We start from the raw sequence: 17,556 nt of genomic DNA, 5'->3' as shown, positions 1-17,556 counted from the left end.
TCCAGAAGCGCCGGTCGTGCCCTACCTGTCGGTAATTTACCCTCCGCCCGGCGCGGACGGCATCCAGCGGTACTGCAGTTCCGGGCGCCCCACCTGGCCGTACTGCGGGCTGCGCTCCGCGCGCCCGGAGCTCACCAGGTGCTCCAGGTAGCGCCGGGCGGTGATCCGCGAGATGCCGACCGCCGCGCCCGCCTCGGTGGCGGTGAGCCCCGTGCCGGACTCGCGCAGGGTGCGGGTGACGGCCGCCAGGGTCGGTGCGCTGAGCCCCTTGGGCAGGGCGGCCGGCTGCGGGGTGCGCAGTGTCGCCAGCGCCCGGTCGACCTCCTCCTGGCCGGACGCCTCCCCGGCGGCGGCGCGGAACTCGGCGTACCGGACGAGGCGGTCGCGCAGGGTCGCGAAGGTGAAGGGCTTGAGGACGTACTGGACGACGCCGAGCGAGACGCCCTCGCGGACGACGGCCAGGTCGCGGGCGGAGGTGACCGCGATGACGTCGGCGTGGTGGCCGGCGGCCCGCAGCGAACGCAGCAGGTGCAGGCCGTGCCCGTCCGGCAGGTACAGGTCCAGGAGGATCAGGTCGACGCCGGTCCGCTCCAGCAGCCGTACGGCGGCGGCCCTCGAGTGCGCCACCCCGACGACGGTGAAGCCCGCCACCCGGCCCGCGTACAGGGCGTGCGCGTCCGCCGCGACCGGGTCGTCCTCGACGACCAGGACCCGGATGCCCGGCGCGGGCGCCGCCGTCACGACGCCACCCCCGCGCCGCCGCCCGCCGGGCCCGCGCCCCCCGGGCCGCCGGCCGCTCCGAACGGCGCCGCGTCCCCACGGGCGCCGGTTTGGGCCTCGGACACCCGCTCAAAGGCCCGGTCCCCGGGCACCCGGCCTCCGTCACCGGCGCGGGCCTCCGGCACCCGCGCGCCGGACGACCCGGCCGCGCCCAGCGGCAGGCGGACGGTGAACTGCGCGCCCCCGTCCGGACCCCGGCCCAGCTCCGTGGTCCCCCGTGCCCGGTGCGCGGTCTGGCGGACCAGGGCGAGGCCCAGCCCGCGGCCGGGGCCCCGGGTGGACCAGCCGCGTTCGAAGACGGCGTCGTGGTCGTCCGGGCCGATCCCGGGGCCCGAGTCGGCGACCCGCAGCAGCAGCTCCCCGGCGTCCTCGTCCGCCCGCGCGGTCACCGTGACGCGCGAGGCGGCGGTCCCCCGGGCGGCCTCCAGGGCGTTGTCGACGAGGTTGCCCAGGATCGTCACCAGGTCCCGTGCCGGGAGCGCCGGCGGCAGGACACCGTCGTCGATCCGGCTGTCCTCCGTCAGCACCAGCTCCACGCCCTGTTCGCCGGCCTGGGCCGCCTTGCCCAGCAGCAGGGCCGCCAGCACCGGCTCGCCGACCGCGTCGACCACCCGGTCCGTCAGTGCCTGCGCCAGCTCCAGCTCCGCCGTGGCGAACTCGACCGCCTCCGCCACGCGCCCCAGCTCGATCAGCGACACCACGGTGTGCAGCCGGTTCGCCGCCTCGTGCGCCTGCGACCGCAACGCCTGGGTGAACCCGCGCTCCGAGTCCAGTTCGCCCGAGAGCGCCTGGAGCTCGGTGTGGTCCCGCAGCGTCACCACCGTGCCGCGCCGCTCCCCGCCCACCACCGGCCGCGTGGACACCACCAGCACCCGGTCGGCCGTCAGGTGCAGCTCGTCCACCCGCGCCTCGCCGGCGAGCAGGGCGCCGGTGAGCGATACCGGCAGCCCGAGCTCCGCCACCGGCGTGCCCACGACGTCCGGGCCGAGCCCCAGCAGCTCCCGCGCCCCGTCGTTGATCAGCGCGATGCGCCGCTGCCCGTCCAGCATCACCAGGCCCTCGCGCACCGCGTGCAGGGCGGCCTCGTGGTAGTCGTGCAGCCGGCTCAGCTCCGCGGCGTTCATCCCGTGCGTGTGCCGCCGCAGCCGGGCGTTGATCACGTACGTCCCGGCGCCGCCGAGCGCCAGCGCCGCACCCGCCATGCCGAGCAGCGCGGCGACCTGCCCGCGCAGCTGCTCACTGATCCGGTCGACGGTGATGCCGGCGCTCACCAGGGCGACCACGCTGCCCCGGTCGTACACCGGCGCGACCGTCCGCACCGAGCGCCCGAGCGTGCCCCGGTAGGTCTCCGAGAACGTCCGGCCCTGCCGCGCCTCCTCGATGTGCCCCAGGTACTTCTGCCCGATCCGCTCCGGTTCCGGGTGCGTCCAGCGCGTCCCGTCCGGCGCCATGATCGTCACGAAGGTCACCCCCGGTTCGCCGACCAGGGAGACGGCGTAGGGCTGGAGGGCGGCGGTCGGATCGGCCGAGCGGGCCGCCGCGACGACGGCGGGGGAGCGGGCGACCGCCGTCGCGGTCGCGGTCGTCTGCCGGCGCGCGGTCTCCTCCGCCTGGCCGCGGTCGTCGAGGTACGCGAAGAGCGCGCACCCCGCCACGACCGCCGCCACCAGCACGACCTGCATCGCGAAGAGCTGGCCGGCGAGGCTGCGGGGGCGGGGGTGCGTGATGCGCATGGGCCAAGTCTGCCTGTCCGAAAATGTGTGAACGAAAGGTACGCAACGGTGACCGCCGTCACAAGGTGAGAGATGGTCTCGGGGATCCACAGGGACAGTGGAGCGACTCACCGAGGAGGACCCCCGTGGCCGCACGACGGGACCGTACCCATTACCTGTATCTGGCCGTCATCGCGGCGGTCGTGCTCGGCATCGCCGTGGGCTTCGCCGCCCCGGGGGTGGCCGTCGAGCTCAAGCCGCTGGGCACCGGCTTCGTCAACCTGATCAAGATGATGATCTCGCCGATCATCTTCTGCACGATCGTGCTGGGCGTCGGCTCGGTCCGCAAGGCCGCCAAGGTCGGCGCGGTCGGCGGACTGGCCCTCGGCTACTTCATGGTCATGTCGACCGTCGCCCTCGCCATCGGCCTGGTCGTCGGCAACCTGCTGGAGCCGGGCGCGAGCCTGCGTCTCACCGACGAGGTCGCCGCGGCGGGCGAGAAGCAGGCCTCCGGCGCGAGCGAGGGCACGGTCGACTTCCTCCTCGGGATCATCCCGAAGACCCTGGTCTCCGCCTTCACCGAGGGCGAGGTCCTCCAGACCCTGCTGGTGGCGCTCCTCGCGGGCTTCGCGCTCCAGGCCATGGGCAGGTCCGGCGAGCCGGTGCTGCGCGGCATCGGGCACATCCAGCGCCTGGTCTTCCGCATCCTCGCGATGATCATGTGGGCCGCCCCGGTGGGCGCTTTCGGCGCCATCGCCGCCGTGGTCGGCGAGACCGGCCTCGACGCCCTGAAGTCCCTCGCGGTCATCATGATCGGCTTCTACATCACCTGCGCCCTCTTCGTCTTCGTCGTCCTCGGCGCCCTGCTGCGGCTGGTGGCGGGCGTGAACATCCTGACGCTGCTGAGGTACCTGGGCCGGGAGTTCCTGCTGATCCTGTCCACCTCCTCCTCGGAGTCCGCGCTGCCGCGCCTGATCGCGAAGATGGAGCACCTCGGTGTGAGCAAGCCGGTCGTCGGCATCACCGTGCCGACCGGCTACTCCTTCAACCTGGACGGCACCGCCATCTACCTGACGATGGCCTCGCTCTTCGTGGCCGAGGCGATGGGCAACCCGCTCTCGGTGGCCGAGCAGATCTCGCTGCTGGTCTTTATGATCATCGCCTCGAAGGGTGCTGCCGGTGTGACCGGCGCCGGGCTGGCCACACTCGCCGGCGGCCTCCAGTCGCACCGCCCCGAACTGGTCGACGGCGTGGGTCTGATCGTCGGCATCGACCGCTTCATGAGCGAGGCCCGGGCGCTGACCAACTTCGCGGGCAACGCCGTCGCCACCGTGCTCGTCGGCACCTGGACCAAGGAGATCGACAAGGCGCGGGTCGCCGAAGTCCTCGCCGGAAAGGTGCCGTTCGACGAGAAGACCCTGGTCGACGACCACGCCCCGGCGGCGGCGGACGACCCGGACGACCTCCCCGAGCGGCGCGAGCCCGTCGCGGTCTGACGCACCGGAGCAGTGGCGCACCGCGCGGGGGCACCCTCCCGCGCGGTTCGGCCGTTCCCGCCCGTACCGCCGGTAACAGGAACGTGTCATCGTAGGGACCACTTCTGGCATGTGCATGAAGGGATCCCCCATGACACGTCTTCCCGCACTGCTCGCCCTCACCCTCGCGCTCGCCCTGGGCTCGGTCACCGCCTCCGCCGCCGAGGAGCCCCCGGCCGCCCTGCGCGACGTGGTCGTCGTCGGCAACAGCGCCGACGGCACGGTCAGCTTCATCGACGCCCGTACGTACGAGAACCTCGGCTCCCTCGACGTCGTCCCCGACCTCGACGCGATCCTCGCCGGCATGGACCCGATCCGCCGCGCGGCCTACGAGGTCGTCAGGCAGCAGGCGGGCGGCGACAAGTTCGTCGACGACGCCCATCTCTCGCCCGACGGCCGCACTCTCTACGTCTCGCGGGGCAACCTCGGCGACGCCGCCGCCTACGACATCGCCTCCGGCCGGCAGTTGTGGCGCACGCACCTCGCCGGCCTCAAGGCCGACCACGCCGTCCTCTCGCCGGACGGCCGCACCTTCGTCGTCTCCGCCATCACGGCGGCGAAGGCCCAGGCGCTGGATACCGCGACGGGGCGCGTCACCGGGGAGTTCGCGACCGGCACGTACCCGCACGAGAACATGTACTCGGCGGACGGCAGCCGCATCTACAACATGTCGATCGGCATCACCTCCTTCCCCAAGGCCCTCAACGCCCTCAAAGGCACCAAGCAGGTCACCGTCGCCGACGCCACGACACTGAAGGTGCTGCGGAAGTACACCTTCGACAAGGGGGTGCGCCCGGCCGTGATCACCCCGGACGGCAGGACCATGTACGCCCAGCTGTCCTACCTCAACGGCTTCATCGAGTACGACCTGGAGGCCGGCCGTACCGTGCGCACGGTCGAGATGCCGTTCAGCGCGGCGGGCGCGGCCCTGAAGCCCGACGACTACCCGCAGAACTCCGCGCACCACGGCATGGCCATGAACGGCGCGAACGACAAGCTCTGCATGGCGGGCACCATCGACGACTACACGGCCGTCGTCTCCCGTCCCGGCCTGACCACCGACGGCTTCGTCCACTACGAGCCGGGCGCCCTGCCCTACTGGTCGCTGACCGCCCCCGGCGGCCACCACTGCTTCGTGACCCTCTCGAACCGCGACGAGGTGTCGGTCGTCGACTACCGCACCGCCGAGGAGGTCGCCCGTGTGAAGGTCGGCGACTTCCCGCAGCGCGAACGGGCCGGGAAGGTCGCCCCGGACGCCCTCTCCGGGCTGGACGCGCCCTAGGGGAGTGTCACGCCGGGCCGGCTGGGACTGGTGCCGCGCCGCGTGTCGCCGGTGGCCGACGCTCCGCGTCCGAACGCGGCCCCGGTGGGCACGTCGATTCCGACGGTGCGCGTGTCCGGGTGTCCGCGAGCGTCCATGACTCGGCCGGTCCGAACCTGGAGCACGCGGACGTAGGCTCTCAGGGATGCGGATAGGCGAGTTGTCCAAGCGCACGGGCGTGAGTCCGCGCTCACTGCGGTACTACGAAGAGCAGGGCCTGCTGACCAGCTCACGCTCCGGCGCGGGGCAGCGGCACTATTCCGATGCTGCGGTCCTGCGCGTGTCACTCATCCGGCAACTGTTCGACGCGGGGCTGTCCAGCAAGGTGATCGCGACGGTGCTGCCGTGTGTGGACGTCCCCGGTGACCCGGGCGTCGCCGAGGAGACGTTCACGGCGATGATGCGCGAGCGCGACCGGATCGACGCCGACATCGCGCACCTGATCGAGACCCGGGACGCACTCGACGTGCTCATCACGGCCAACAGCCGGCACCGGGCGGAACTGGCCGCGGCCGCGGAACCGGTGGCACGGTCGGCCTGAGGATGTGATCTGCGTCTCAACCGGTTGCCCCTCACATCAATGGCAGACATGAGGATGGCGACTGCGCCCGGAATCACCGGGTCGGTGATGCGAGAGGCGGCGGAAGATGGGGCAGGCGTGGGGTTTCGGCAGGTATGGCGGGCCCGAGGTGCAGGAGCTCTTCGATCGTCCCGACCCCGTCCCCGGTCGCGGCGAGGTGCTGATACGGGTCGACGTCGCCGGCGTGAATCCCCTCGACCACATTCTGCGCTCGGGTCCGGTCGACGGGCTCGACGGCGGGCGTCCGTTTCCCCGCGTACTGGGCATGGAGGCGGCCGGAACGGTTCTCGCGCGGGGCGAGGACGTCGAGGGGCTCGAGGTGGGTGACGCGGTCTTCGGCTTCGCACTCACCGGTGGCGGCACCTACGCCGAGACGACGGTGTTGTCCGCGCCGAACACCGCGCGCATCCCGGAGGGTCTGTCGGCGACCGTGGCGGCGACGCTGCCGGTAGCCGGGACGACCGCGGTGGACGTGCTCGACCAGCTCGGCCTCCCGGCCGGCGCCACGCTCCTGGTCAACGGGGTCGGGGGCGGGGTCGGCCTCGCCGTCGCCCGGCTGGCCGTCGGGCGCGAGCTCCGTGTGATCGGCACCGGGAGTCCCGCCAAACGCGAGCACGCCGAGGCCATCGGGGCGCGGTTCATCGACTACACGGCCGGGGACGTCGTCTCCGCGGCACGCGAGCTGGTTCCGGACGGCTTCGACGGGATCGTCGACCTGGCCGGAGGCGCCTCGCTGCGGACGGTCGCTCCGCTTGCCCGGGATCCCCGCAACGTCATCGCTGTGGGTGACATGTCCGTGTCCGATCTCGGTGGGCGTTTCGTCGAGCGTCGCGTCGACCGCGAGAACCTGGAGCGGTCGGCCCGGCTGGCCCTCGACGGACTCCTCACACCCGTGATCACCGCGGTCCATCCGTTCTCCGACGCCCCGGCCGCCCTCGCCACCGTCGAGAACGGTCACGCCTCGGGCAAGGTCGTCGTCAAGGTGGCGTGAGACGTACCCGGCCGTCTGACGCCGCCGACCGTCCATTGCGGACTGACGAGCTGTCCGTCGTGAGCGAGGTGGCGGGCGGTGCGGCGCGTGAGCGCGATGTCCTCAGGGACCTGACGGTGATCCCGTCATCGGCCACGGGTCCGGCCGGCCGGTGGTGGCGACGGGGTGACCGCCGTCCACGCGGCGTCAGGAATCGTCCCGCCCCTCACCACCGCGCCGACGATCCGCTGATCGGAAGGACACTCCCTAGGGCTCCAGCGACCCCACCAGCTCGGCCGCCCGTCCCGCGGGCATCCCCGCCGAGATGAGCATCGTCTGCGCGGCGGACCGGCCCGCCAGGTCCGCCGCGAGGGCGCCCGCGTTGACGGCCTCCATCAGTCCGAACAGCACCTGCTCGTGCACGTACGCGAGCGCGGCGGCCGGCAGCGGGGAGGTGAACACGCCCTCGTCCAGGCCCCGTTGGAGCACCGCCGCGCAGGCCTCGCGCACCGGGGTCAGCCGCTCCCGGATGCCCTCCATCGTGATGCTGCGCTGGGCGAGCGCCACCAGGAGCCGGTAGCGGTCGGCGATCTCCCACACCGCGAGCGCGGCCCGGGCCAGCGCCTCGGCCGGGTCGTCCACGCCCTCGCGGCCGCTCGCGTGCGCCCGGGCCACCGAGTCGACCGCGCTGTCCACGAGCGCGGCGATCAGTGCCTCGCGGCTCGGGAAGTGCCCGTACACGGTCCGGCGCACGACGCCGGCCGCGCGGGCGATCTGGTCCATGGAGGCGTCCGGGTCGCGCAGCAGCTCGGTGAGGGCCACCTGCTCGATGCGGCGCCGGTTGGCATCGGCTCGTCCAGAAGTCACGCCCTCATTTTGCACATGGCTGTGCAGTGACGTAACTTGCACAGCGGTGTGTAATTGCACACCGCTGTGCAAGAAGCTGGGCAAGAGAGAGTCGTCGGAAGGGTGGAACGCACCATGCGTCTCGTCATGAACGAGCCGGTGGAGAGGATGGAGGGCGGGCCGTACGCCAAGCGCTGGTGGGCACTGCTCGTGCTGTGCCTGAGCCTGCTGATCATCGTGATGGCGAACACCGCCCTCACCGTCGCCGCGCCCGACATGACCCAGGACCTCGGGCTGACCAGCTCCGACCTCCAGTGGGTCATAGACGGCTACACCGTCCCGTACGCGGCGCTGATGCTGCTGCTCGGCGCGATAGGCGACAAGTACAGCCGGCGCGGCGCGCTCGTCCTCGGACTGGTCGTCTTCGGCGCGGGCTCGGTCGCCGGGTCGCTCGTCGACTCCTCCACCGGGGTCATAGCCGCCCGGGCGGTGATGGGCGTCGGCGCGGCGATGATCATGCCTGCCACGCTGTCGCTGCTCGCGGCGACCTTCCCGCGCGCCGAGCGCGCGAAGGCCATCGTCCTGTGGACCGCCACCGCCGGCCTCGCCATCGCCGCCGGACCGCTGGTCGCGGGCGCGCTCCTGGAGAACCACGGCTGGTCGTCCACGTTCCTGATCAACGTACCCGTGGCCGCGCTCGCGATCGTCGGGGCCTTCGCCCTCGTCCCGCCGTCGAAGGCCGCCCGGCACGGGCGCATCGACTACGTCGGCGGGCTGCTGTCCGTCGTCTGGACCGGTGCGCTGGTCTACATGATCATCCAGGGCCCGCACTTCGGCTGGGACGCCAAGGCCGTCGCCGCCGCGGTCGTCGCGGGCGCCGGGCTCGTCGCCTTCGTCGCCTGGGAGCTGCGCCACCCGCGCCCGGTGCTGGACGTCCGCCGCTTCCTGGACCGCGGCTTCGCCGGTTCCAACCTGGCCGTGGCGCTGTTCTTCCTCGCCGTCTTCGGCGCCTTCTACTACCTGACCCAGCACCTCCAGTTCGTGCTCGGCTACGACCCGTTCGACACGGGCGTGCGGATGCTGCCGCTGGCCGGCGCGGTGTTCGTCGGCTCGGCGCTGACCGGCTTCCTCACCCCGCGCCTCGGCATGAAGGTCACGGTCACGGCGGGCATGGCCCTCGGCACGCTGGCCCTCGCCCTGCTGACGCGGGTGGACGCGGCCTCCGCGTACGGGGACTTCGTCGCCCCGCTGGTCGTCCTGGGCGTCGCGATCGGCCTCGCCCTGTCGCCCTGCACCGACGCCATCATGGGCGCGTTCCCCGAGGCGGAGCTGGGCGTCGGCGGCGCCGTCAACGACACCTCGCTGGAGCTGGGCGGCTCGCTCGGCATCGCGCTGCTCGGCTCGGTGCTGGCCTCCTCGTACTCCTCGCACCTCGCCGACGCCACCGAGGGCAGTGGCCTGCCCGCCTCGGCCCTCGCCACCGCCCAGGACTCGGTCGGCGCCGGGTACGCCGTCGCGCACGGCATCGGTGAGCAGGCCGCCCACGCGGCACCGGCGCAGGCGGCCCAGCTCGCCGAGGGCGCCCGGCGGATGACGGACGCGGTGGGCTCGGCCTTCGCCGACGCGGTGGCCCACACCAGCCTCGTGGGCGCGGCGATCCTCGCCGTCGGCACGGTCCTGGTGGCCGCCCTGCTGCCGGGGCGCAAGGCCCGCACGGAGGCCGAGGCCGAGACCGGGGACCGCGAGCCGGTAGGGGTCTGACCCCGCACGGCCCGGTCCGTGACGTGCCGCCGGGGGGCCGCACGTCACGGACCGGGCGGTTTCCGTGCCCGGTGCCTCCGCGGAGCCGGGTGCCTGCGCGCCCGGAGCCCGGGCCCCCGCGCCGGTCATCGGCCGGGCGCTCCGCGGAGTCGCGTGCCTGGCCGCCGGTCACGGGCCGAGCAGCTCCAGCTCCCTTCCGTCGAGCGCCAGTTCCGCCGCCGCGGCCGAGTCGCGCGCCGTCTCCGGGCGGCTCGCGCCCGGGATGGGGACGACCACCGGGGAGCGGGCCAGCGCCCAGGCGAGGGCCACCCGTTGCGGGCTGACCCCGCGTTCCCGCGCCACCCGGTGGAAGGCGCCGAAGCGGGGGTCGGCCGCCTGGGCGGACGCGCCGTCCAGGGAGCTGCGCGAGATGCCGCCGAGGGGGCTCCACGGCAGGAACGCCAGTCCCAGCTCGGCGCAGAGCCGCAGCTCGGGCTCGCTGTCCCGGACGGCGGGGGACCAGCGGTTCTGCACGGAGACCAGCCGGTCGCCCAGGATCTCGCGGGCGAGGCGGATCTGCGCCACGTCGACGTTCGAGACGCCGGCCATCCGGACGGTGCCCGCGTCCAGCAGGTCCCGCAGCGCGCCCAGCGACTCGGCGTACGGCACGGCCGGGTCCGGCTTGTGCAGCTGGTACAGCCCGATCGCCTCGACCCCCAGCCGCCTCGCCGACGCCTGCGCGGCGCGCCGCAGGCGGGCGGGGTCGCCGTCGACGGTCCAGCCGCCGTCCGGGGTGCGGCCCCGGCCGCCCTTGGTGGCCACGAGCACCCGGTCGCGGGCGCCGCCGTACGCCGCGAGGGCGCGGGCGACCAGGAGTTCACCGTCGCCCGGCGCACCGCCCGTCGGCGCGTGGTACGAGTCGGCCGTGTCGATGAGCGTGACGCCCGCGTCGAGCGCGGCGTGGACGGTCGCCACGGCGCGGGCCTCGTCCGGGTGGCCCTCGATGGACAGGGGCATGGCACCCAGCCCCACGGCGCCGACCGCGACGTCCCCGACGTACCTCACGCCCGCCCTCCGAGGGTCTCGTCGACCGCCCGGTCCAGCCATGCGGAGCTGTGCCCGAAGGCGTGACCGAGCGCCGTGGCACGGGTGTTGTCCATCGCGTACGAGCGCCGGAAGGACAGGGGCGACACCTCGCCCGAACCCTCCACCTCCCGGAAGACCGCCCGGCGGCCGAGCCTCGCCTCCAGGACGGCGCAGATGCGGTCGGTCGTCAGGGGGCCGTGGGACGCGGCGTTCACCGGCCCGGTGAAGTCCTGCCCGGCCGTCCACGCCAGGAAGTCGGCGATCTCCTCCACGTACACGTACGTCGCGGGGCGGTTGTCGGAGGGCACGGCGATGGGCGCTCCCGTCCGTATCCGGTCCGCGTAGTGCGCGAGGCGGCCGGTGAAGTCGTCGGCGCCGCCCAGCACATGGGCGACGCGCACGGCCGTGAACGCCAGGGCCGGGTCCCGCGCGAACACGGCCTCGGCCTGCCGCTTGCCCTCTCCGTAGGGGAGGGCGGCGTCCAGGTCGCCCACGGCGGCCGTGCGGGGGTCGAAGGCCTCCTCGCGCACGGGCGAGGGGGAGTCCTCGTGCTCGTACACCTCGACCGTCGAGGTCATCACGTAGCGCCGGGTGCGCGGCCCGAGGACGCGCCGGGCGATGTCCGCCTGGCGCGGGGTGTAGCAGACCTGGTCGACGACGACGTCGAAGGCGTGCTCCCCCAGCGCCTTCTCCAGGGCCTTCTCGTCGTCGCGGTCCGCCGTGAGGTGACGGACACCGGCCGGTGGCGCGGACGTCCCGCGATTGACGACGGTGACGTGGTGACCCGCGGCCGACAACCGCTCCACGAGGCGCTTTCCGAAGTACCGGCTGCCGCCGATCACGCATATATCGGGCATGGGCACCAGTGTTACGGTGTCGGGCCGCAGCCTGAAGGGGGAATCATGGGAGATCCGGCCGTCGCGCCCAAAGAACAACGGCATCCGCGCCCCGCGGCCGACGGAACGACGGCGGGCTCCTTCGACGCGCTGGACCGGCAGATCCTGGAGCTGCTCCAGACCGACGGGCGGATCAGGCTGAGCGAGCTGGGCAGGCGCGTCCGTCTCAGCCCGGCGGCCGTCGCCGAGCGGGTCCGCCGGCTGGAGGCCTGCGGCGCCGTCACCGGGTACGGGGCGCACGTGTCGCCCGCCCGGCTCGGCTACGGCATCCAGGCGTTCATCCGGGTCGACCCGCACGGCGGCTACACCTTCAAGCACCCCAGGACCCTGGAGCTGCTGGCCCGGCCGGAGGTGCTGGAGGCCCACCACGTGGTGGGCGAGGACTGCTGGATCCTCAAGGTGGCCGTACGGGACACCGTCCACCTGGAGGACGTCCTGGAGCAGACGTCGGCGCTGGGCCGGACCACCACGTCGGTCGTGCTGTCCTCGCCGGTGCCCCGCAAACCGCTGTTGCCCTGACGTCCGCGTCAAGCCCTACCGTCGGGGCATGCGAATCGGCGAGCTGGCGAGACGCGCGGGTACCACCACCCGGACCCTGCGCTACTACGAGTCCCGTGGCCTGCTGCGCGCCCGGCGCGCGGAGAACGGCTACCGCACCTACGACGAGGACGACCTCAGGCTGCTCCAGCAGATACGGACCCTCCAGCACTTCGGGTTCGAGCTGGAGGAGACCCGTCCGTTCGTCGACTGCCTGCGCGCCGGTCACCCCGCCGGGGACGCCTGCCCCGCCTCGCTCGACGTGTACCGGCGCAAGCTCGACGAGCTGGACGGGCTGATCGGCCGGCTGCTGTCGGTACGCGCCGAGGTCGCCGCCCGGCTCGCGTTCGCGACCGGGACCCCCGAGCCACGCTGCGAATTCGAGAGGACGACGGAATGATCCGCACGAGCGAAGTGACCGAGGTGACCGACGCGGACTTCGACACCGAGGTGCTGTCCGCCGACCGGCCGGTGCTGGTCGAGTTCACGGCCGACTGGTGCGGCCCCTGCCGCCGGCTGGCCCCGGTGCTGAGCGCGGTCGCCGGTGAGGAGGCGGACCGCCTGAAGGTGGTGCGGCTCGACGTCGACCGGAACCCGGAGGTCACCGCGCGGTACGCGGTGCTGTCGATGCCGACGCTGCTGGTGTTCCGCGCCGGTGAACCGGTGGCGCAGATGGTGGGCGCCCGTCCCAAGCGCCGCCTCCTCCAGGAGCTGGAGGGCGCACTGGCCTGAAAAGGAGAACGGGCCCGAAAACCAGGAACGCCCCTGCCGATTGACGGCGGGGGCGCTTCTTCGCGTATATTGAGATATTCATGTGCGGGCATGAAGAATCGCACACGGAAGTTCAATAAACGCACTGTATCGCGTCGGGAGTCGGATTGTCAACCGAGGAATATCGGAAAGAGCAGCAATTCATTGATGAGCTCTACGCGCGACTCGACCACCTGCGGGACCAGGCCGAAACCGCCGTCGCGGCCGCCCTCAAGGACGTCGGGACCGGATTCCAGGCGCGGCTGGAGCGTGATGTGCTGGTCGCCGAGCAGTCCGGGCTGCTGGCCGCCTTCGACGCGGGCGAGAACGGGCTGTGCTTCGGACGGCTCGAATTCCGGGACGGCCGCGACCACCACATCGGGCGCATCGGCATCCGCGAGGACGACGAGGAGCGCACCCCGCTCGTCGTCGACTGGCGCGCCGACGTCGCCCGGCCGTTCTACCTGGCCACCGGGTACGAGCCCATGGGACTCCGCCGCCGGCGCCACATCACCACCGAGGGGCGGGACGTCACCGCCCTGCACGACGAGATCCTCGACCTGACCGACACCACCCGCACCGGGCACGAGGGCCACGACGCCGACGAGGTCCTGCTCGCCGCGCTCGACGCCGCCCGCACCGGGCGCATGAGCGACATCGTCCAGACCATCCAGGCCGAGCAGGACCGCATCATCCGCGCCCCGCACCACGGCGTCCTCGTCGTCGAGGGCGGCCCCGGCACCGGCAAGACCGCCGTCGCGCTGCACCGCGCCGCGTACCTCCTCTACGCCCACCGCGAGCAGCTCGCCCGCCGCGCCGTCCTCATCGTCGGACCCAACCCCGCCTTCCTCGGCTACATCGGGGAGGTCCTGCCCTCGCTCGGCGAGACGGGCGTCCTGCTCGCCACCATGGGCGAGCTGTTCCCCGGCGTCCGCGCCACCGGCACCGAGACCCCCGAGGCCGCCGAGATCAAGGGCCGGGCCGACATGGCGGACGTCCTCGCCCGGGTCCTGCGCGACCGGCAGACCGTGCCGCCCACCGACGCGCCCCTGGAGATCGACCACGACGACTACGGCACCCTCCTGCTCGACCGGAACATGGCCGAGGACGCCCGCTGGGACGCCCGCGGCACCGGCCTGCCCCACAACCTCGCCCGCCCGCGGTTCGCGTTCCGGATCATCGACGCGCTCACCGACCAGCTGGCCGAGCGGCTCGGCGCCGACCCGTTCGGCGGGCCCAACCTCCTCGACCCCTCCGACATCACCCAGATGCGCAAGGAGATCGCCGCGAGCCCCCGCGTCCACGCCGCGATCGAGGAACTGTGGCCCGCCCTCACCCCGCAGGAGCTCGTCGCCGGCTTCCTCGCCGCCCCCGACGGCCACCTCCCGGACGGCGAGGCCGAGTTCGTCCGCAGGACCGGCGGCGACTGGACCGAGGCCGACGTCCCGCTCCTCGACGAGGCCGCCGAACTGCTCGGCGAGGACGACACCGCCGCCCGCGCCGCCGCCGAGCGCGAACGCAGCGCCCGCATCGCCTACGCCCAGGGGGTGCTGGACGTCAGCTACGCCTCCCGGACGTACGAGTTCGAGGACGAGGAGTCCGAGGTGCTCGGCGCCCACGACATCATCGACGCCGAACGCTTCGCCGAGCGCCACGAGGAGGCCGACCACCGCAGCGCCGCCGAACGCGCCGCGGCCGACCGCACCTGGGCGTTCGGCCACGTCATCGTGGACGAGGCCCAGGAACTGTCCGCCATGGCCTGGCGGCTGCTGATGCGCCGCATCCCCACCCGCTCCATGACCCTCGTCGGCGACCCGGCCCAGACCGGCGACGCGGCCGGCTGCGGCTCCTGGCAGGACATCCTCGGCCCGTACGTCGGCGACCGCTTCGAGCACGTGCGCCTCGGCGTCAACTACCGCACGCCCGCCGAGATCATGGAGGTCGCGGCAGCCGTGCGCCGCGCCGAGGACCCGGACTTCACCCCGCCCCGCTCGGTGCGCTCCACCGGCGTGGCCCCCTGGGAGACGACCGCCGGCGACCTGGCGGCCGGGGTCGCCGACGCGGTCCGCCGGGAGCGCCCCGCCGAGGGGCGGCTCGCCGTCATCGCCCCGGCCGGCCGGCTCGGGGAGATCGGCGCCGCCCTGCCCGGCGCCGCCCACGGCCCGGACCCCGACCTCACCCGGCCGGTGGTGCTGCTGGAGCCCCGGCAGGCCAAGGGGCTGGAGTTCGACACGGTGATCGTCGCCGACCCGGACGGCATCCGGTCCGGCGGCCCGCACGGCGTCAACGACCTGTACGTGGCCCTGACCCGCGCCACCCAGCGGCTGGGGGTGGTCCGCGTCAGCGGCTGAGCCGGAACCGGACCGGCGCCCCGGGGCCGGCGGCGGGGGCGGGCCGGCCCGTCAGGCCGGCCCCGCCCGCCACCGCCCGGACCTCCCCGCACGGCCCACGGCCCCGGCGGGGGCCGCGGGCCCGCTGATCAGGCGGGCTTCAGCCACACCGTCGCCAGCGGCGGCAGGGTCAGCCGGACGTGCCCGCCCTCCGTCTTCATCGGATCGGCGTTGCGCACGTCGCTGCCGCCGTACCGCGCCGCGTCGGTGTTCAGGACCTCCGCCCACGCCGCGATCCGGTCCGGCACCCACAGCCGGTAGTCCTCGCGCACCACCGGCGAGAAGTTGCTCACCGCCAGCAGCGGCGCGCCCTGCGCGTCGTACCGCAGGAAGGCGAAGACGTTGTCCTCCGCGGCGTCGCCCAGCGACCACTGGAAGCCCTCGGGGACCGTGTCCCGCTCCCACAGCGCCGGCGTCGCCCGGTACACCGCGTTGAGGTCGCCGACAAGGTCCCGTACGCCCCGGTGGTCGCCCGCCGAGTGGTAGTCGTCCTCCGTCAGCCACCACTCCGGGCCGTGCGCCTCCGACCACTCGGCGCCCTGCGCGAACTCCTGCCCCATAAACAGCAGTTGCTTGCCGGGGTGGGCCCACATGAACCCGAGGTAGGCGCGCTGGTTGGCGCGCCGCTGCCACCAGTCGCCGGGCATCTTGGTGACCAGCGCCTGCTTGCCGTGCACCACCTCGTCGTGGGAGATCGGCAGGACGTAGTTCTCGCTGTACGCGTACACCATCGAGAACGTCATCTCGTTGTGGTGGTACTTGCGGTGCACCGGCTCCTTGGAGACGTACACCAGCGAGTCGTGCATCCAGCCCATGTTCCACTTCAGCCCGAAGCCCAGCCCGCCGCTGTCGGTGGGGCGGGTGACGCCCTCCCAGGCGGTGGACTCCTCGGCGATGGTCACCACACCCGGGCAGCGGCGGTAGACGGTGGCGTTCATCTCCTGGAGGAAGGCCACCGCGTCGAAGTTCTCACGCCCGCCGTGCTCGTTGGGGACCCACTCGCCGCCCTCGCGCGAGTAGTCCAGGTACAGCATCGAGGCGACCGCGTCGACCCGCAGGCCGTCGATGTGGAACTCCTCGCACCAGTAGACCGCGTTCGCCACCAGGAAGTTGCGGACCTCGGTGCGGCCGTAGTCGAACTCCAGGGTGCCCCAGTCGGGGTGCTCCGCACGGCGCGGGTCGGGGTGCTCGTACAGCGGCGTGCCGTCGAAGCGGGCGAGCGCCCAGTCGTCCTTGGGGAAGTGCGCCGGCACCCAGTCGACGATCACGCCGATCCCGGAGCGGTGGCAGGCGTCCACGAAGTACCGGAAGTCGTCCGGGGTGCCGAGCCGGGCGGTCGGCGCGTAGAAGCCGGTGACCTGGTAGCCCCAGGACGGGCTGTAGGGGTGCTCGGCGACCGGCATCAGCTCCACGTGGGTGAAGCCCAGCTCCTTGACGTACGCGGGCAGCTCCTCGGCCAGCTCCCGGTAGGTCAGCCCCGGCCGCCAGGAGGGCAGGTGCACCTCGTACACGGAGAAGGGGGCCTCGTGCACCGGGCGGTCCCCGCGGTGCGCCATCCAGTCGCCGTCCTGCCACGCATAGTGCGAGGCGGTGACGATGGACGCCGTCTCCGGCGGGCACTGGGTGCGGCGGGCCATCGGGTCGGCGCGCAGCGAGCAGTGCCCGTCGGGCCCGGTGACGGCGAACTTGTACAGCTCGCCCTCGCCGAGACCGGGGACGAACAGCTCCCACACCCCGGTGCTGCCCAGCGACCGCAGCGGCAGGCCGGTGCCGGCGTCCCAGTAGTTGAACGCGCCGACCAGCCGCACGCCGCGCGCGTTGGGCGCCCACACGGTGAAGCGGGTGCCGGTGACGCCCTGGTGCGTCATGGGCTGCGCGCCGAGCGCCTTCCACAGCTCCTCGTGCCGGCCCTCGCCGATCAGGTACAGGTCCAGCTCGCCGAGCGCGGGCAGGAAGCGGTACGGGTCGTCCGTCTCGACGGTCCCGGACTCGTAGGCGACTTCGAGAGTGTACGCCGGGACGGCGGGCAGCGGCAGCACGGTGGAGAACAGCCCGTCACCGTCGTCGTGCAGTTCGGTGCGCGCCCCGTCCACCAGCACGGCGACGCTCTTCGCGCACGGGCGCAGGACCCGGACGGCGATCCCGCCGTCGACGGGGTGCGCGCCCAGCAGGGAGTGCGGGTCGTGGTGCTCGCCCGCGAGCAGCCGCGCCCGGTCGGCGGGGGCCGGCGGCGCGGCGGGGACGCGGTCGCCGCCGGTACGGGGGCGGGGCGTCGCGCCGGGCGGCGGCGCCGGCAGGGCGGCGGCATCCCCCAGCGGGGTCTGCTTGACGGCCGGGGCCTTGGCGGCGGCCGGGGCGGCGGGGTTGCGGGTGGGACGACGGGGGGTCACGGGGGAAGGCCTCCTCAGGCGTT

At 73.4% G+C, this 17,556-nt stretch carries 15 protein-coding genes; 9 read left to right on the top strand and 6 right to left on the bottom strand.

Annotation, left to right across the window (positions count from 1 at the left end; all coding sequences use genetic code 11):
* Window positions 1–36: 36 nt before the first annotated feature.
* Window positions 37–741, bottom strand: coding sequence for a response regulator (locus A4V12_RS25630; protein WP_064071774.1), 705 nt, complete (start codon window positions 739–741; stop codon window positions 37–39).
* The gene (locus A4V12_RS25625) at window positions 738–2,513 is read right to left on the bottom strand and encodes a sensor histidine kinase (RefSeq protein WP_079137339.1); all 1,776 of its coding nucleotides are present in this window, start codon (window positions 2,511–2,513) and stop codon (window positions 738–740) included. Before A4V12_RS25625 ends, A4V12_RS25630 begins: the two co-directional genes overlap by 4 nt.
* 125 nt (window positions 2,514–2,638) lie before the next feature.
* Between A4V12_RS25625 and A4V12_RS25620 the strand changes: the two genes are divergently transcribed.
* From A4V12_RS25620 to A4V12_RS25605, 4 genes are all read left to right on the top strand, one after another.
* On the top strand, window positions 2,639–3,988 hold the full coding sequence (locus A4V12_RS25620; protein WP_064071773.1) for a cation:dicarboxylate symporter family transporter: 1,350 nt from the start codon (window positions 2,639–2,641) through the stop codon (window positions 3,986–3,988).
* A gap of 130 nt (window positions 3,989–4,118) precedes the next feature.
* Entirely contained in the window at window positions 4,119–5,309 is a 1,191-nt protein-coding gene (locus tag A4V12_RS25615) for a YncE family protein (RefSeq protein ID WP_064071772.1), read from the top strand.
* A gap of 184 nt (window positions 5,310–5,493) precedes the next feature.
* On the top strand, window positions 5,494–5,889 hold the full coding sequence (locus tag A4V12_RS25610) for a MerR family transcriptional regulator (RefSeq protein ID WP_064071771.1): 396 nt from the start codon (window positions 5,494–5,496) through the stop codon (window positions 5,887–5,889).
* A 106-nt stretch (window positions 5,890–5,995) separates the two neighbouring features.
* On the top strand, window positions 5,996–6,919 hold the full coding sequence (locus A4V12_RS25605; RefSeq protein ID WP_107415515.1) for an NADP-dependent oxidoreductase: 924 nt from the start codon (window positions 5,996–5,998) through the stop codon (window positions 6,917–6,919).
* Window positions 6,920–7,165: 246 nt separating this feature from the next.
* Here the strand turns inward: A4V12_RS25605 and A4V12_RS25600 are convergent, their stop codons facing one another.
* Window positions 7,166–7,765 (bottom strand): TetR/AcrR family transcriptional regulator, encoded by a 600-nt coding sequence (locus A4V12_RS25600; protein ID WP_064071770.1) that lies wholly within the window; start codon window positions 7,763–7,765, stop codon window positions 7,166–7,168.
* A 114-nt stretch (window positions 7,766–7,879) separates the two neighbouring features.
* On the opposite strand from A4V12_RS25600, the gene A4V12_RS25595 reads away from it, so the two are divergent.
* The gene (locus A4V12_RS25595; RefSeq protein WP_064071769.1) at window positions 7,880–9,505 is read left to right on the top strand and encodes an MFS transporter; all 1,626 of its coding nucleotides are present in this window, start codon (window positions 7,880–7,882) and stop codon (window positions 9,503–9,505) included.
* A gap of 168 nt (window positions 9,506–9,673) precedes the next feature.
* Here A4V12_RS25595 and A4V12_RS25590 read toward each other — a convergent pair whose 3' ends face one another.
* Window positions 9,674–10,549, bottom strand: coding sequence for an aldo/keto reductase (locus tag A4V12_RS25590; protein WP_234372339.1), 876 nt, complete (start codon window positions 10,547–10,549; stop codon window positions 9,674–9,676).
* Window positions 10,546–11,427 carry an NAD-dependent epimerase/dehydratase family protein gene (locus tag A4V12_RS25585; protein WP_064071767.1) on the bottom strand — a complete coding sequence of 294 codons (882 nt, stop codon included), beginning with the start codon at window positions 11,425–11,427 and terminating at the stop codon, window positions 10,546–10,548. The genes A4V12_RS25590 and A4V12_RS25585 overlap by 4 nt, the downstream gene beginning before the upstream one ends.
* 45 nt (window positions 11,428–11,472) lie before the next feature.
* Here A4V12_RS25585 and A4V12_RS25580 point away from each other — a divergent pair, with 45 nt between their 5' ends.
* The 4 genes from A4V12_RS25580 (at window position 11,473) to A4V12_RS25565 (ending at window position 15,104) form a co-directional block, all read left to right on the top strand.
* Window positions 11,473–11,985, top strand: a complete 513-nt coding sequence (locus A4V12_RS25580) for an AsnC family transcriptional regulator (RefSeq protein ID WP_079137337.1) — start codon at window positions 11,473–11,475, stop codon at window positions 11,983–11,985.
* Window positions 11,986–12,013: 28 nt separating this feature from the next.
* A complete protein-coding gene (locus tag A4V12_RS25575) occupies window positions 12,014–12,403 on the top strand; it encodes a MerR family transcriptional regulator (RefSeq protein WP_064071766.1) in 390 nt (129 codons plus the stop codon).
* Window positions 12,400–12,735 carry a thioredoxin gene (trxA, locus tag A4V12_RS25570; protein WP_064071765.1) on the top strand — a complete coding sequence of 112 codons (336 nt, stop codon included), beginning with the start codon at window positions 12,400–12,402 and terminating at the stop codon, window positions 12,733–12,735. Before A4V12_RS25575 ends, trxA begins: the two co-directional genes overlap by 4 nt.
* A gap of 146 nt (window positions 12,736–12,881) precedes the next feature.
* Window positions 12,882–15,104, top strand: coding sequence for a HelD family protein (locus A4V12_RS25565; protein WP_064071764.1), 2,223 nt, complete (start codon window positions 12,882–12,884; stop codon window positions 15,102–15,104).
* A 128-nt stretch (window positions 15,105–15,232) separates the two neighbouring features.
* On the opposite strand, the gene glgB is transcribed toward A4V12_RS25565, so the two are convergent.
* Window positions 15,233–17,533, bottom strand: coding sequence for a 1,4-alpha-glucan branching enzyme (gene glgB / locus A4V12_RS25560; protein ID WP_234372338.1), 2,301 nt, complete (start codon window positions 17,531–17,533; stop codon window positions 15,233–15,235).
* Window positions 17,534–17,556: the final 23 nt, after the last annotated feature.

The organism is Streptomyces noursei (assembly GCF_001646665.1).
Lineage (GTDB): Bacteria > Actinomycetota > Actinomycetes > Streptomycetales > Streptomycetaceae > Streptomyces > Streptomyces lavendulocolor.
This window is presented reverse-complemented; position numbering and strand designations above follow the sequence as displayed.

Excerpts from the sequence above, each read along its gene's own strand:
- trxA (WP_064071765.1), top strand. The coding sequence starts at position 12,400 with ATGATCCGCACGAGCGAAGTGACCGAGGTGACCGACGCGGACTTCGAC.
- A4V12_RS25625 (WP_079137339.1), bottom strand. The coding sequence starts at position 2,513 with ATGCGCATCACGCACCCCCGCCCCCGCAGCCTCGCCGGCCAGCTCTTC.
- A4V12_RS25610 (WP_064071771.1), top strand. The coding sequence starts at position 5,494 with ATGCGGATAGGCGAGTTGTCCAAGCGCACGGGCGTGAGTCCGCGCTCA.
- A4V12_RS25585 (WP_064071767.1), bottom strand. The coding sequence starts at position 11,427 with ATGCCCGATATATGCGTGATCGGCGGCAGCCGGTACTTCGGAAAGCGC.
- A4V12_RS25580 (WP_079137337.1), top strand. The coding sequence starts at position 11,473 with ATGGGAGATCCGGCCGTCGCGCCCAAAGAACAACGGCATCCGCGCCCC.
- A4V12_RS25595 (WP_064071769.1), top strand. The coding sequence starts at position 7,880 with ATGCGTCTCGTCATGAACGAGCCGGTGGAGAGGATGGAGGGCGGGCCG.
- A4V12_RS25575 (WP_064071766.1), top strand. The coding sequence starts at position 12,014 with ATGCGAATCGGCGAGCTGGCGAGACGCGCGGGTACCACCACCCGGACC.
- A4V12_RS25615 (WP_064071772.1), top strand. The coding sequence starts at position 4,119 with ATGACACGTCTTCCCGCACTGCTCGCCCTCACCCTCGCGCTCGCCCTG.
- A4V12_RS25605 (WP_107415515.1), top strand. The coding sequence starts at position 5,996 with ATGGGGCAGGCGTGGGGTTTCGGCAGGTATGGCGGGCCCGAGGTGCAG.